Genomic DNA, 14860 nt, shown 5'->3' on the forward strand with positions numbered 1-14860 from the left:
TGACGGGATTTTTGCTGTTGTATAATTGAAACACAGAATATAGTTTGCAGAAGAGGGTCGGATAAAGTTAAATCCAAGCGGTAACCAAATTGCCAACAGCTTACTGTTTTGCTTTGACAAAACGTGGCGTAAAGCTTACCATCTAGGATAGAAAGGAGAGGTCGCCATGAATTGGCTCGGATCCTTGCAGCAGCTCGGACGAGCGGTAATGCTGCCTACAATGGTCCTGCCCGCCGCCGCAATTTTGCTGAGTGTTGGCAGTTTGCCCTGGGACGCCTGGGGATTGAAAGTTGTTGGTGAAGTGTCTACCGTGGCCGGACACGGTATTTTTTATTTTTTGCCGTATTTGTTTGCTGTCGGCGTAGCACTGGGACTCTCCAACCAGGCTGGACAAGCGGGACTCGCTGCTCTGGCTGGTATTGTGATATATGATCAGGTGACTCGCAACTTCGGCGATGGCACCGTTCAACCTGCTTCCTTAATCGGAATTATTCTCGGTGCACTTGCCGGGGTGACGCATAATCGCTTTAAAAGCATTAAACTGCCTGAAATTTTACAATTTTTCGGTGGTTCCAGGTTTGTTTTGCTCATTGTTGGACTATGCTCCGCACTGTTCTCTTGTTTTATGTTATGGATCGCTCCAATTCTGCAACATGGATTGAACGCCATCGCCACCTGGGAATACAGTCTCGGCGGTTTTGGGCTGTTTATATATGGGGTCCTGTACAGGGTGTTGGTTGCCTTTGGACTGCATCATCTGCTTAACAATGTATTTTGGTTCCAACTGGGGACGTATGAAACACCAGACGGAAACATTGTTCAGGGGGATTTGCCGCGATTTTTTGCAGGTGATCCAACAGCAGGATTTTTTATGGCCGGTTTGTTCCCGATCATGATGTTTGCGATACCAGCGATAGCCTTTGCAATCATTCAGGAGGCAAGGGAAGACCTGAAGCCGAAAATCAAGAAAACATTTCTCACTTCCGCACTCGTTTGTTTTCTGACAGGGGTATCGGAGCAGATCGAATTTGCCTTTTTGTTCGCGGCACCTTATCTGTTCATCGTGCATGCAGTCATGTCGGGACTTGCGATGTGGATCAGTTACTGGCTTGATATACGCCATGGTTTCTCCTATTCAGCAGGCATTATTGACTACATACTCAATTTCCATCTATCGGAGAATGCTTGGAAGCTCATACCGATTGGCATACTATATGGGTTGGTCTATTATTTCCTGTTTAGGTGGGCGATTCGCACGTTCAAGATTCCAACGCCAGGGCGTGAAGAGGGCTCCATGCTGGAAGATTGGGTTGGAAACATACCTTATCAGGCTCCTCTTATTTTGGAAGCACTGGGTGGGAAAGAAAACATTGTGCAGGTAGAGGCTTGCATTACGCGACTTCGCCTCACGGTGCATAATGATCGGTTAATTGATACTGGTGCAATGAAGAGTATGGGTTCCGCAGGGCTCATCAAGCTGGGTGGCGGTAACGTACAAGTGGTATTTGGCACCTATTCGGAATTAATCCGGGAAGAGATTGCAAAGCTGCTTGAACGCGATCTGCAGCAGGTTCTGTTCTGTGCTCCGGTGCAGGGCAAAATGCTGCCGATTGAAGAAGTACCTGACCAGATTTTTGCAGCCAAGCTTGTGGGTGACGGAGTCGCCTTTGTCCCGGAAAAAGGAGAGCTGGTCTCCCCCGTGTACGGAACGATTATGCACATGTATCCGACGATGCATGCCTTGGGCATCTCAACCAGGGAAGGACTTGAGGTCCTGTTGCATATCGGTATTGACACATCCCAACTGAAAGGCCATTTTGAAGCCTTTGTTCAGGAAGGGGATACGGTGGAGCCGGGGCAATTGTTAATTAAATTTGACCTGGCTGTATTGCGAGCCGAGGCGGCATCGCTGACGACACCAATGGTGATCACGAATCCAGATCGAGTCAAATCATGGAGCTTTGCTCCATTTAAGCAAGTTAAGAAAGGTCAGGCATCCGTTATGTCCGTGGTGCTCTATGACAGGAACGTTGGAGGGGTAGAATGAAGATACAAGGCATCAACGGCGCTGCAGGCATAGCCATCGGCAAAGCATTTGTCCTGCCCAGTTGGGAATGGGATCTGCCGGATCAGAAGATGGATTCGGTGGATCTCGCCCAAGAGTTCGAACGGCTGTACGAGGGCATACGGACATCGAAGGATGAGATTGAATATATCAAGAACGAGTTCAAGGAAGTGGTCGGTCCTGAAGAGTCCAGCATCTTTGATGCGCATCTGGCTATTCTGGAAGATCCGGTGTTCATGAACGAAATTCGCGGCATTATTGAGCGGCAATACAAGGCGGCAGAAGTGGCCGTCAAAGAGGCCATTGATCATTTTGTCACGATGTTTGACCTGCTTGAGGATGAATACATGAAGGAACGGGCCATAGACATCAAGGACGTGGGCAACCGTTTGTTGAAACATTTGCTGGGCGCACCAGAAATTACGCTCCCATCGGATACCCAGCCTTATATACTCGTGGCCAAAGAGCTGTCTCCCTCTCAATTGGCGCATTTGAATCCAAGCCACGTGCTTGGCATTGTGACACTCATCGGAGGCAAGACGTCACATTCGGCAATTATGGCTCGGGCCCTTGGCATTCCACTCGTTTCCGGTCTGGAAGCGAGTCTTGGCATGCCGGTGGAGACCGGGGATATGCTGGTTGTCGATGGAGATAACGGTCTCGTATTTACAGAGCCGGATCGCAAGACGATTGAACGTTACACGATGATTCGCAGCAAACAACTGAAGAAAAAAGAACAGTTACAGGTACTTGCAACAGTGGATGCGGTAACGAAAGACGGTTCCGTTCTGCATCTGGCTTCTAACATCAGTTCCGTCAAGGAACTGGACATGGCACTGAAACATGGGGCGAAGGGCGTAGGGTTGTTCCGCACAGAGTTCCTATACATGGACCGTGCTACGTTTCCGGGTGAGCAAGAACAATATGAGGTCTATCGTCTTGTCGCTGAGAAAACTGCAGGTCAGTCTGTAGTTATTCGTACGCTCGATATTGGTGGTGACAAGCATCTGGACTATTTTGAACTTCCGGAAGAAGATAACCCGTTTCTGGGATATCGAGCAATCCGGATCAGCCTGGACCGTAAAGATCTGTTCAAAACACAGCTTACAGCCATTCTGCGCGCCAGTGCTGCAGGCAATGTCAAAATTATGTACCCGATGATCTCTTCGGTAGAAGAACTTCAGGAGGCCAATGAAATCCTGCGTGAAGCAATGTCTGATCTGGATGAGCGCCAATTGCCGTATGATCCACATATTCAGGTGGGCATCATGATTGAGGTTCCGGCAGCGGTGATGATCGCCGATCTACTTGCAGAAGAAGCTGATTTCTTTAGTATCGGTACGAATGATCTCGTGCAGTATGTATTGGCGGTAGACCGAATGAATGAGCAGATTGCACATATGTATCATCCTTATCATCCGGCTGTACTGCGCATGCTGCGTGCGACAGTGGATGCGGCTCATACGGCAGGGATTGATATCAGTGTGTGCGGGGAGATGGCAGGAGACGAACGTTCGATTCCCCTGTGGCTTGAGCTTGGAATTAGCAATCTGAGCATGTCCCCGCAATCCTTGCTGCGTGTGAAGCACAGGGTCTTGAATACGACAGCCGCTGCTGCCAAAGAGGCAGCATCTGATTGCTTCACCCTGCGGACAAGTGCAGATATCGAACAACGTCTTCAGGTCTTCAATGATTCGATGGGCAGTCCGGATGAACAGAGCGGATCAAATGCATCTTAGAATGGTTGATTTCAATTAAATACCTTTAAATGAAAATATTTACTTTTGTACAATTTTGGAAAAAAGAAGTATTTAACAACAAAACCCCACGCCAATATCAATATGGCATGGGGTTTTGCTTTATTTTTCAGCAAGGGCATCACAAAATGCTTTGCCATACGGAGGAAGGTCAGGCGGACGACGAGCCGAAATAATGTGTCCATCTACGACAACAGCTTCATCTTTCCAGATGGCTCCGGCATTTTCCATGTCATCTCTGATTCCAGGCGTAGATGTGACCGTAACCCCATCCAGTATTTTAGCTGAGATCAGCACCCACCCTGCATGACAGATCTGTCCGATGGGCTTACGCTCCGCGTGCATTTCCTTAACCAGTTCAATTACTTTAGGGTAGCGCCGAAGCTTGTCCGGAGCCCAACCTCCGGGTACAAGAATACCATCGTATTGTGAACTATCCAGTTCATCAAAACTGTATTCCGCTTCAGCGGGAACACCATATTTACCGATGTAGATTTTACCTTTTTTTTCTCCGGCGAGATGCACCTCAGCGCCTTCCTCACGGACACGATGCACCGGATACCACAGTTCCAGATCTTCGAATTCTTCATCGACCAGGGCGATGACTTTTTTGCCTGTTAATCTCATTCATCATCTCTCCTTTTGCGGTAATTAGTACATAGCGTCCTTATTGTAACAGATTCTCACAGTGACTTCATTGTCATGCATTTTCTCCATCACGTAAGCGATTCCAACTCAATGTATGCCTGCATTCGACAACCTTCATCTGGAGGTAGTGGTAATTTGTGCAACCTATGGTTTATAGCAGGATTTGAGCGGAAATAGGTCGAATGGTATCTATATAAGAGTATAGAACGAATGAGGTGATGACTGTGCGTAAGACGTGCAGATGCGGACATGTAATGGAACTTGAATTAAGAACGGTGGTATACGCCAAAAAGGTGGAGATCCGTAACGTACCTGTATTTGCTTGTACAGACTGCGTTTCCTATGAAGTGCTTCAGCCGGTCAAGCCGGATTTGAAAGAGTGCATCAGTACACTTGGGGAACAACCTGCCAAACAGGATGTATCGTTTGGAGAGCGAAATGAACTTGCAGACCTTTTTCATGAGCAGCTGCTGGCCTGGCCTGACGCTACGGATCGAGAGATGGAGCATCGGATGCAATGTGCTGTTGAAGAGCGAATTAATCTGCTGCTGGACATTATGGGGTACGCCCAAAAGTCTAATGATGAGGAATGGATCGAAACAACACAGCGCAGATTGGGTCAATTATCCGGATTTGTATGGCAGGCGCATTTCTCGAATGCTGTCTAATTTTGACGTGCAAAATGCTTGTTTTCATGAAAATTGGCTTTTTCGGCCGCTTTTTGTTAAGATATCGTAGAGTGAAAACGCTCAACATAGCGGTATTCCTGGTAAAGGGGGATGTATATCAAATGGCTGACATGACTAAAATGACAAGTATTGAACAGCTAAACTCCGCAGTGGAGGCTACCGAGGATCAACCTTTGCTTCTGTTTAAGCACAGTACACGCTGCCCGATCAGCGCGAACGCCTATCAGGAGATGAACGATTATTTGCAAAATAGTCCAAATGAACAAGTGAAATACGGTATCATCTATGTAGTGGAAGATCGCCCTGTATCCAACGAAGCAGCAGACAAGCTGGGTGTTAAGCACGAATCTCCACAGGCGATTCTAGTCAAAAAGGGAATTCCTGTATGGCATACTTCCCACTCGGATATTACGTCAACCACAATCACGAAAGCACTGCGTGAGTCCTAAAGCCTATTTTAATTGATTAATGCATAAATTTGTCGTAATATAAATCTTAATGAAAATGGTATGAAAATTTACTGGTAATGGAGAGAAGTACTGTGACGGTAACCATTTATGATGTGGCACGTGAAGCCGGTGTCTCTATGGCAACGGTATCACGGGTTGTTAATAATAACCCTAATGTTAAGCCACAGACGCGCAAAAAAGTATATGAAGCCATCGATCGGTTGGGATATCGTCCGAATGCGGTAGCCAGAGGTTTGGCGAGCAAGAAGACAACCACGGTCGGGGTCGTTATTCCGGACATTTCGAACTCAACCTTTGCAGAGATTGCCCGCGGGATTGAAGATATCGCGAATATGTATCACTACAACATTATTTTGTGTAACGCGGACAAGAAGAAAGAAAAAGAAATTCGTGTAATTAACACACTGCTGGAGAAACAGGTGGACGGTCTGCTCTTCATGGGTGGAACGGTAACGGACGAGCATATTCAGGCGTTCCAGTCAGCGGCTGTGCCGATCGTTCTCTGTGCAACAAGTGACGAGAAGGGCACGTACCCTTCTGTAGATATCGATCATGAAGCTGCGGCATTTGACGCTGTAAACACGTTGATCCGTCACGGACACAAGGAAATCGCAATGATCAGTGGTACATTGCAGGATCCTGCCAACGGTTATGCTCGTTTCCAAGGCTACAAGAAAGCACTTGAAGCAGCAGGTATGGAATATCAGGAAGATCTCGTACGCATTGGTAACTATCGTTATGAGTCTGGTGTGGAAGCGATGAAGTATTTCCTCGGATTGAAGAAAAAACCATCGGCAATCTTCGCTGCAACAGATGAGATGGCGATCGGTGCTATTCACAGCATTCAGGATGAAGGTCTGAAAGTACCGGATGACTTCTCCATCATCAGTGTGGATAACATCCGTATGGCTTCCATGGTCCGTCCTCAGCTGACTACTGTAGCTCAACCGATGTATGACCTGGGCGCTGTAGCAATGCGTTTGCTGACCAAGCTGATGAAGAAGGAAAATGTGGAGAACCCACGGGTTATTTTGCCGCATGAAACGATTCTCCGTCTGTCTGTAAGCCACGCAGACGTAGTTTAAATAAGAAAGGGAGAAGACATTCTCTCTACATAGTGGAATGACGGAAGCTCCGGAAACGGAGCTTTTGTGCTGAATGGGCTCTGAACGTAAACGGAAAATCACACTTGGTTGGGTCAAGATTAAGTTCAACATGCAGAACGTATACAGGAGGTCAGAACATGCGTGAAACGATCGGCATCATTGGTGCAATGGATGAGGAAGTAGAACTTCTCTTGGCTGATATGAAGCAATTAGAGACTGTAAAACAAACCGGTATTACCTATGTTGCAGGCGAATGGTTGGGTAAGCAGATTGTGGTCTGCAAATCAGGCGTAGGTAAAGTAAATGCCGCTGTGACGACACAGATTTTAATTGATCGTTTTCAGGTTAATCGTATTATTTTCACAGGTGTCGCGGGCGCAGTTAATCCGGAATTAAACATTGGGGATATGGTCATCTCGTCGGTATGTGTACAGCATGATATGGATGTGACCCCACTTGGATTCGAGCGTGGGGTTATTCCTTACCAGGAGACGTCTGCCTTCCCGGCGGAAGCATCTCTTATCGCATTAGCTGAAGAAGCCTGCAAAGCGCAGGGAGCGAACTATATGATCGGCAAAGTGCTGTCAGGAGATCAATTCATTGCAAGCAAGGATACCGTGAAAATGCTGTATACCGAAATGGATGGGGCCTGTGCGGAGATGGAGGGAGCTGCTGTAGCGCAAGTGAGCTTCATGAACCGTGTTCCGTTCGTTGTACTTCGTGCGATGTCTGACAAAGCCGATGGATCAGCGCATGTAAACTTTGCCGAGTTTACGGTGGCGTCGTCCCAGCGTTCCCACCGAATTGTGGAACATATGCTGGAACATATGTAGACCCTGAGATATGCAAGTTTTGAGTATGACAGAGGGTTAAGAGGGCAACAAAAAACCGCTTCTTCGTAGCAGATCATCCATGATGAAACTGTTCACGAAGGGGCGGTTTTACTATGTATACCTATTTCAAAATCATCCATGTGGATTCATGATCAGTACATAAAACGATGGCGGAATCGCACGCGGTCGAACTGTTCTTCCGACTCCAGGGGAACCTGACTGCCAATACGGACCATGAGGCAGTTGGCTGGATGTGAACAGATCTCGGGATCATCGGTGGCGTACCAGGTCATGTCTACGGTTTGCATCAATTTTTCCATCATCTTGCGGTAATCCCATACGGAAAGGCCGCTGCCTTTCAAATCCCAATGCCAGTAGTATTCTGTTGTGAATATGATATATTTCTCCATCTGTCCGTTTTCAAACGCGGTGAGCAGCATTTCACGTCCAATCCCGAGAGAACGATAGGAATCGGCAACCTCAATGGCGCCCAGCTCAATTAGATCGGTCATATTGCCTTCGGACCAACGCTCGCAATCATCTGCATAATGGAAAGTCACATAACCGACAATGGTCTCATTTTCCCGTGCAATGATGATTCGACCTTCGGGCAATGCGGCAATTTCAGCTAATGCCTCCTGTTGTTCCGAAGGGCGCCTGAAGGCATCCAGATCTGTATGAAATCCAAGCTGCTCGATCGTCTCGGCCTGAACGGGTCCTTCAATAGTGATTCGGTGGCCGGACTTGAAGATGGAACGCACATGATGCTCCTTAATATGCTCCATGGTTCATGCTCCTCTCTTCCCCTACTTGTAGAGGTTGTTCAAAAAGCCCGCTTTTGATTACGAAGGATGCCTAATGGCATCATCAGCATCGAATATGGAATTCAGCCGAAATGTCCGTTGCTCACGTAGTTTCCCTACGCTCCGCTACTCCCTTTCTAGCTTCATCCCATCTTCTTGGTACTGAAAACCGATTTTTTTGAACACATATTTATAGCAAAAAACCAAAAATTTGAAAAGCCATAGACGATGATTGAAAAGATTTGCTATAATTGCGTAGACAAAAAATGTTCACAATTCAACTGCAGTTTGGGTTCATCGGTTTGACCTGGCAAGTACATGATGAAAAGTTCTCTCTACTAATGTAAGCGCTAACTGGAAGTTCAGTCAACACAAAGGCAATCAGAAGTGACCCATAATGGGAATCGAAATGTCGAGTTGAAGGAGGCTGGCAAGCATGAGTCAAGCACATGGTGAGATGCTGCAAACGGTTGTGTCTGAATCTAATCTGGGCGATTATACGGAGGCCCGAAGCCGGTTTGATTGGGAATCGGTTGAAAGGCACTTTACGTGGCACGCCAGCGGGAAAGTCAACATGGCGCATGAAGCGATAGATCGTCATGTGCTGGAAGGAAGAGGCGGGAGAACGGCACTGTTATACAGTGATGCTTCTCGTGAAGAGGCGTATACGTTTGCCGACTTGAGCGAGCAGTCGAGTCGCTTCGGTAATGTACTGCGCAAATATGGCATAGCCAAGGGAGATCGGGTATTTATTTTTATGCCTCGCAGTCCTGAGCTCTATTTCAGTCTGTTAGGCATATTGAAGGTTGGAGCTATTGCAGGTCCGCTATTTGAAGCCTTTATGGAAACTGCGGTGAAGGATCGGCTGGAGGATAGCGGAGCTGTGGCACTGGTGACGACCCCTCAATTGCTGGGACGAATTAAACGTTCCGAATTGCCGGAACTCAAGCATATCTTTGTTGTGGGTGGCGGTGCGCAGACGGAAGAAGGACTCATCGACTTTGATGCAGAGATGTCTGCTGCTTCGGACGATATGGAAGTGAAATGGTTGACTCGTGAAGATGGTCTGCTAATACACTATACATCCGGTTCTACTGGTAAACCCAAAGGTGTATATCATGTGCAGAATGCGATGATTCAGCATTATTATACCGGCAAGGTTGTGCTGGATTTGCGGGAGGATGACGTGTACTGGTGCACAGCTGATCCGGGGTGGGTCACAGGTACATCCTACGGGATCTTTGCACCCTGGTTGAATGGCGTGACCAACGTTATTCGTGGGGGACGATTTAGTCCAGGAGACTGGTACAGCACCATTGAGAAAAATAAAGTCACCGTATGGTACAGTGCGCCGACTGCTTTCCGGATGCTGATGGGTGCGGGCGAAGAGACCATTGCCCAGCATGATCTGAGCAGTCTTCGTCACGTCATGTCCGTCGGTGAACCTCTTAATCCGGAGGTCGTTCGTTGGGGCTGGAAAGCCTATGGTCAGCGAATTCACGATACCTGGTGGATGACGGAGACGGGTGGACAGTTGATTTGTAATTATCCGGGCATGCCGATCAAACCAGGTTCCATGGGTCGTCCATTACCAGGAATTGATGCAGCCATTATTGATGATCAAGGACAGGAATTGCCACCATACAGTATGGGAAACCTGGCGATTCGTACATCCTGGCCGTCCATGATGGCGAAGATCTGGAATAACCCGGCTAAGTACGAGGAGTATTTCCGGCTTTCTGGCTGGTATGTATCCGGAGATTCTGCGTATATGGACGAAGATGGCTATTTCTGGTTCCAGGGCCGGATTGATGATGTCATTAATTCTTCAGGGGAACGAATTGGCCCCTTTGAGGTGGAGAGCAAGCTTGTAGAGCATCCTGCGGTAGCAGAAGCAGGTGTTATCGGCAAACCGGATGTAACTCGTGGAGAGATCATCAAGGCCTTTGTGGCACTGCGTGAGGGCTATGAGCCGACACCGGAGCTGAAGGAAGAGATCTATCGATTTGTAAAAGAAGGCTTGTCTGCCCACGCCGCTCCACGTGAGATTGAATTCAAGGATAAACTGCCCAAGACCCGCTCCGGCAAGATTATGCGCCGTGTGTTGAAAGCCTGGGAGCTGGATCTGCCAACAGGCGACCTATCGACCATTGAAGATTAAAGAGTAAACCAATGGATGCAGCGTGTCTGCCTGCCCCATGATTCCAATGCAAAGCCTGATCCGTGTTTCATTGCGGATCAGGCTTTTGCTTTTGGATATCAATGCTTCAATGCAAAACAAAAACCCCATCCTCAACATACGAGAATGGGGTTAAAAGTGGAATCTTGATAACTCAGTATTTACGGTTGGAAAAGCACGGCCCCGGACGCTTCAGATTCGCCTATACTGTTGCTGGCGGATACCTTGAACCATCCACTGGTGGATGCAGGCACTCCGTAGTCCATGGAGGTACCTGAAGTTGTGCCAATTTTGGTGTATGGGGCTGCCCCCGTTTCACTAAAATATACAGCATAACTTTGAACGCCATCCGATTCCGGATTGGAGGCCCACTGAATGCGAAGTCCTTGGGAGAGCGCCGACACGCTCACTTGGCCCGGTGTAGCCGGAGCCGTAGTTGCGGCGTTCTCATTCTGGGAATCTTCCGGTGTAACGACCGTTCCCGGAACATTAATCGGTTCATTTATTTCTTCATCTGGAGGAGGCTGTGCCACTCCTGCACTGCTAACTGCTGCACTAGGAGCGGACTCTCGGCCAGCGACATCCACTGCTGTAACGTAGAATGCAAAGTCCCCACCTTGTGCATAAGCGCTGAATGATCTGGACTCACCTGTCAGGACAACCTGGCCCTGATTTTGGAATCCGGCACCATTTACTGAGCGATACAGGCGATAACCAACCACGTCACTTTCCGGTGTGGCATTAAACGTAATGACGGCGTTCCCGTTAGCAACGGAAATTCTTACATTGCCTGGTGCATCCGGTGCCTTGCCGTTATCTGTTCTTGGATCGATCTGTGTCGGCATGTCTGCATCAGCATCTTCCGGCAGGTAATAAGACAATGATTCATGACGACTCATGCGTGAGAATGCACTTTGAAGTTCCTTGATGAGATCAGAGATCGGTTTTTTGCGCTTGACGACCGTTTTCTCCTTCGTCATGTCTCCAGGCGTTTCATCACGCGGAATGTAGTTGACACCATTGTAAGTGATATATTTGGCTTTTGCGACGCCATCATCGCTATCCTTCGGCACAAATTTGCTATTGAAAATATCAGTGACAAATCTGTCCGTCAGAGATGTTGGCAATTTGCCGCTATAAGCCGATACGGTTCGTGTCTCGATTCCGGATGGTTTCTTGAACGAATCGGTTACAAACATCTCTTTATCTGTAGCAATGACTTGATTCATAATTTGGGTCCACAGCTGCTGGGCACGTTTCTTCTGTGATCTTGTTTCCAGCGTGTTTACCGGCTGTTTGTATCCCACCCATACACCTAGTGTGACATCCGGCGTATAGCCTTCAAACCAGACATCCGCATAGTTTTGGGTTGAACCCGTTTTGCCTACGATTGGCACACTCTTGGAGTACTTGTAATTTTCACGAACTTTATCCGCTGTACCTTCCGTAATAACGGTGCGAAGCATATCTGTCATCAGGTATGCCGTCTGTTCTGAGAAGGCCTGAACAGGTTCTGCATCGTGTTTATATACGATATTGCCATTGGAGTCTACAATTTTGCTGATCATATAGGAATCATTGTATACACCATTGTTGGCAATGGCTCCATAGGCATTGGTAAGCTCCTCGACGGTAACACCGTACTGAAGTCCTCCAAGAACACCAGTCTGAGCTTGGTAATCAATCGGCTGGATGGTGGTAATCCCCAGCTTCTTGGCAAAAGCCCATGATTTGTCGATGCCAACTTCTTCGTTGAACAGCTTCAATGCAGGCACATTCAGCGAGTAGTTGAGTGCTCTGCGGGCAGTCACAAGTCCTTGGTAGCGATTGTTGGCATTTTTCGGAATATGGAATCCATTCGGACCGTCCTTCAGAATAATCGGTGAATCATCAATAATGGAAGCTGGTTGAACAAGTCCTTCATCCAGTGCAGGCAGATAAGCGGCAATAGGTTTCATGGTTGAACCTGGCTGACGCACCATCTGGGTTGCATAGTTCATCTGCTCATCCTGGAAATCACGGCCTTCAATCATGCCGAGAATAGCGCCTGTTTTGTGATTAATCAACATGGCAGCCGTCTGTTCTTTTCCCTTCACGGGATCGTCAGCAGAGAAACTACTGTCATCTTCAGCAATGGTACGCATGGTTTTGTAGATACTCTTGTTGATGGTCGTGTAGATACGATATCCGCCAGTACGCAATTGCTGCTGGGCTTCTTCCAGCAAGGCACTGCTTTCTTTTTGCGGTGTATCGGTATCCGTATTCTTGGCAGTATCCGCTTTGGCATCCGTGCCTTCAGCTTTATCCGAATTGAGTTGCATTAGAATCTGTGCAGCTTGTCGTTCCGTTTCCATCATAAGGTATGGATAAGTATTGTAAGCTTTGATGGTTTTGGGTGCGAGTGAACTCTTGATGTCAAAAGCAAGAGCTTCGTCATACTCGGATTGATCGATTTTGCCCAGTTCCAGCATACGGCGCAAGACCAGATGCTGACGATTGATTGCACGCTCAAAATTATCCTCAACAAAATCGCCTTTTCCATTAAAGGCAGAGTAAGAGGAGGGGAGCTGAGGCAAACCTGCAAGATAAGCAGCCTGAGCTGTGTTTAATTTGCTCAAATCATTGATATTGAACAGTCCTTTGGCAGCTGCCTTGACTCCATATACATTATATCCACTGGAGCCGTTACCAAAAGGAACCTTGTTCAGATACGCTGTCATAATTTCGTCTTTGGTCAGGAAACGTTCGAGTCGGAGCGAGAGTAATATTTCTTTCACTTTTCGGTCCTCGGTTCGATCCAGATTGAGGAATACACGTCGGGCCAATTGTTGAGTCAGTGTGCTTCCGCCCGTTTGAACAGATTCTTTCAGCACTTTCTGTTTCACGGCTCGGAGCGTTCCGCTCATGTCTACACCTTTATGTTCGTAAAAATGATTGTCTTCAATCGAAATGACTGCATCAATAACCTTTTGCGGAATCTGGTCAAACGTGACCGGACGCCTGTCTTCTTCTGTTCGTAATTGACCGATCGGGCTGCCGTCGGCAAAGTAAGCAAAGCCTGTGATGGAGTTTTCGCTGACTTTTTGTTCAATCAGCGCCCTTGAACGGACGGGTTCGTCTTTCACAATGGAACTGACGTATCCCATCAGAGCACCGCCTACAAATAGTACCCCCATGAATCCCAGGACAACCATCCATTTGACGAAACTACCCAGTCTGCGGGCAAAGCTGCGCTTGCGTGCAGGCTGTTCATCGGGCTTATTCTTATTAACATCAACCATTCAGTGTCTTCCTCCTTTTAACAGCACTTATTATAGCATAAAAAGGCTGGTTTGCATGCCTGAGAAATACAAGCAATGGTCGAAAATTGCCATTCTTTCTTGGATTATGATATATATCATACGGAATTGAATTACATATCATGAGAAGTCGTGGAGAATTTCAGTAAAACGTGGAAGTATTGAGCATGCAAGTGTAGATGAAAATAGATGGCTAACCATACGAAGGAGGCCGCATCCATGCATTAGTGCAGGTACGACCTCCTTGTTCTTTCCCTGTTGTTTCTTTTGTAATAAAAAACAGCTGCCGAGAAAATCTCGACAGCTGTTTGGAGTAGAGCTTAATGAAATTCCAACGATTAACGGTTGTAGAACTCGACGATTTGTTTTTCGTCGATATCTTGGGACAATTCCGAGCGCTCAGGCAAACGAATAAATTTACCTTCCAGAGCAGTATCGTTGAATTCTACGTATGCCGGAAGATGCGAACGGTTTTCAATAGCTTCCTTAACGGAAGAAAGACCGCGGCTTCTTTCACGCAGGCTGATAACGTCGCCAGTGCTTACTTGGTAAGAAGCGATGTCAACTTTTTTGCCGTTTACAGTTACGTGACCGTGGGATACCAACTGACGCGAACCAGCGCGGGAGTTAGCGAATCCAAGGCGGTATACGAGGTTATCCAGGCGGCTCTCAAGCAAGAACATGAAGTTTTCACCCGCGATACCTTGCATTTTTTGCGCTTTAGCAAAGAGAGTGCGGAATTGCTTCTCGCCCAAACCGTACATGTGACGCAGTTTTTGTTTTTCTTGCAATTGCATACCGTAGTTGCTGATTTTTCTCCGTTGGTTAGCTCCGTGCTGACCTGGAGGGAAAGGACGTTTCAATTCTTTGCCTGTTCCGCTCAGGGAAATGCCGAGGCGACGGCTCAATTTAAATTTAGGACCAGTGTAACGTGCCATGTTTAAAGTAGCTCCTTTTTAGTTAAAGTTCATATAGGGCTCTGTTTGCGCTCCAATTTGTTGATGCGGGCTA

At 47.4% G+C, this 14860-nt stretch carries 11 protein-coding genes; 7 read left to right on the plus strand and 4 right to left on the minus strand.

Going from position 1 to position 14860, the window contains the following annotated elements; translation table 11 throughout:
• Nucleotides 1-166: 166 nt before the first annotated feature.
• Together P5G61_RS02465 and ptsP are read left to right on the plus strand one after the other, a co-directional pair.
• Nucleotides 167-2047 (plus strand): glucose PTS transporter subunit IIA, encoded by a 1881-nt coding sequence (locus P5G61_RS02465; protein ID WP_301244084.1) that lies wholly within the window; start codon nt 167-169, stop codon nt 2045-2047.
• Nucleotides 2044-3804: a phosphoenolpyruvate--protein phosphotransferase gene (gene ptsP, locus P5G61_RS02470; RefSeq protein ID WP_301244086.1), complete on the plus strand. Its 1761-nt coding sequence runs from the start codon at nt 2044-2046 to the stop codon at nt 3802-3804. The genes P5G61_RS02465 and ptsP overlap by 4 nt, the downstream gene beginning before the upstream one ends.
• A gap of 120 nt (nt 3805-3924) precedes the next feature.
• On the opposite strand, the gene P5G61_RS02475 is transcribed toward ptsP, so the two are convergent.
• Entirely contained in the window at nt 3925-4449 is a 525-nt protein-coding gene (locus tag P5G61_RS02475) for a type 1 glutamine amidotransferase domain-containing protein (protein ID WP_301244088.1), read from the minus strand.
• Between the two features lie 275 nt (nt 4450-4724).
• Between P5G61_RS02475 and P5G61_RS02480 the strand changes: the two genes are divergently transcribed.
• The 4 genes from P5G61_RS02480 to P5G61_RS02495 all read left to right on the plus strand — a co-directional run bounded on the left by P5G61_RS02480 (nt 4725) and on the right by P5G61_RS02495 (nt 7568).
• Nucleotides 4725-5138 carry a hypothetical protein gene (locus P5G61_RS02480; RefSeq protein WP_052016637.1) on the plus strand — a complete coding sequence of 138 codons (414 nt, stop codon included), beginning with the start codon at nt 4725-4727 and terminating at the stop codon, nt 5136-5138.
• A 122-nt stretch (nt 5139-5260) separates the two neighbouring features.
• The gene (gene ytxJ / locus P5G61_RS02485; protein ID WP_024631150.1) at nt 5261-5608 is read left to right on the plus strand and encodes a bacillithiol system redox-active protein YtxJ; all 348 of its coding nucleotides are present in this window, start codon (nt 5261-5263) and stop codon (nt 5606-5608) included.
• 92 nt (nt 5609-5700) lie between these two features.
• Complete coding sequence (ccpA, locus tag P5G61_RS02490) at nt 5701-6714, plus strand: catabolite control protein A (RefSeq protein ID WP_024631149.1); 1014 nt, start codon at nt 5701-5703, stop codon at nt 6712-6714.
• A 158-nt stretch (nt 6715-6872) separates the two neighbouring features.
• The gene (locus tag P5G61_RS02495; RefSeq protein WP_301244092.1) at nt 6873-7568 is read left to right on the plus strand and encodes a 5'-methylthioadenosine/adenosylhomocysteine nucleosidase; all 696 of its coding nucleotides are present in this window, start codon (nt 6873-6875) and stop codon (nt 7566-7568) included.
• Between the two features lie 152 nt (nt 7569-7720).
• Here the strand turns inward: P5G61_RS02495 and P5G61_RS02500 are convergent, their stop codons facing one another.
• Complete coding sequence (locus P5G61_RS02500) at nt 7721-8353, minus strand: GNAT family N-acetyltransferase (protein ID WP_301244094.1); 633 nt, start codon at nt 8351-8353, stop codon at nt 7721-7723.
• Nucleotides 8354-8807: 454 nt separating this feature from the next.
• Here P5G61_RS02500 and acsA point away from each other — a divergent pair, with 454 nt between their 5' ends.
• Nucleotides 8808-10532: an acetate--CoA ligase gene (gene acsA / locus P5G61_RS02505; RefSeq protein ID WP_301244096.1), complete on the plus strand. Its 1725-nt coding sequence runs from the start codon at nt 8808-8810 to the stop codon at nt 10530-10532.
• Nucleotides 10533-10711: 179 nt separating this feature from the next.
• On the opposite strand, the gene P5G61_RS02510 is transcribed toward acsA, so the two are convergent.
• Together P5G61_RS02510 and rpsD are read right to left on the minus strand one after the other, a co-directional pair.
• Nucleotides 10712-13831 (minus strand): transglycosylase domain-containing protein, encoded by a 3120-nt coding sequence (locus P5G61_RS02510; protein ID WP_301244098.1) that lies wholly within the window; start codon nt 13829-13831, stop codon nt 10712-10714.
• 356 nt (nt 13832-14187) lie between these two features.
• Entirely contained in the window at nt 14188-14787 is a 600-nt protein-coding gene (gene rpsD / locus P5G61_RS02515; protein WP_024631144.1) for a 30S ribosomal protein S4, read from the minus strand.
• Nucleotides 14788-14860 lie beyond the last annotated feature (73 nt).

Origin of the sequence: Paenibacillus vandeheii (assembly GCF_030433635.1) — a bacterium.
Lineage (GTDB): Bacteria > Bacillota > Bacilli > Paenibacillales > Paenibacillaceae > Paenibacillus > Paenibacillus vandeheii.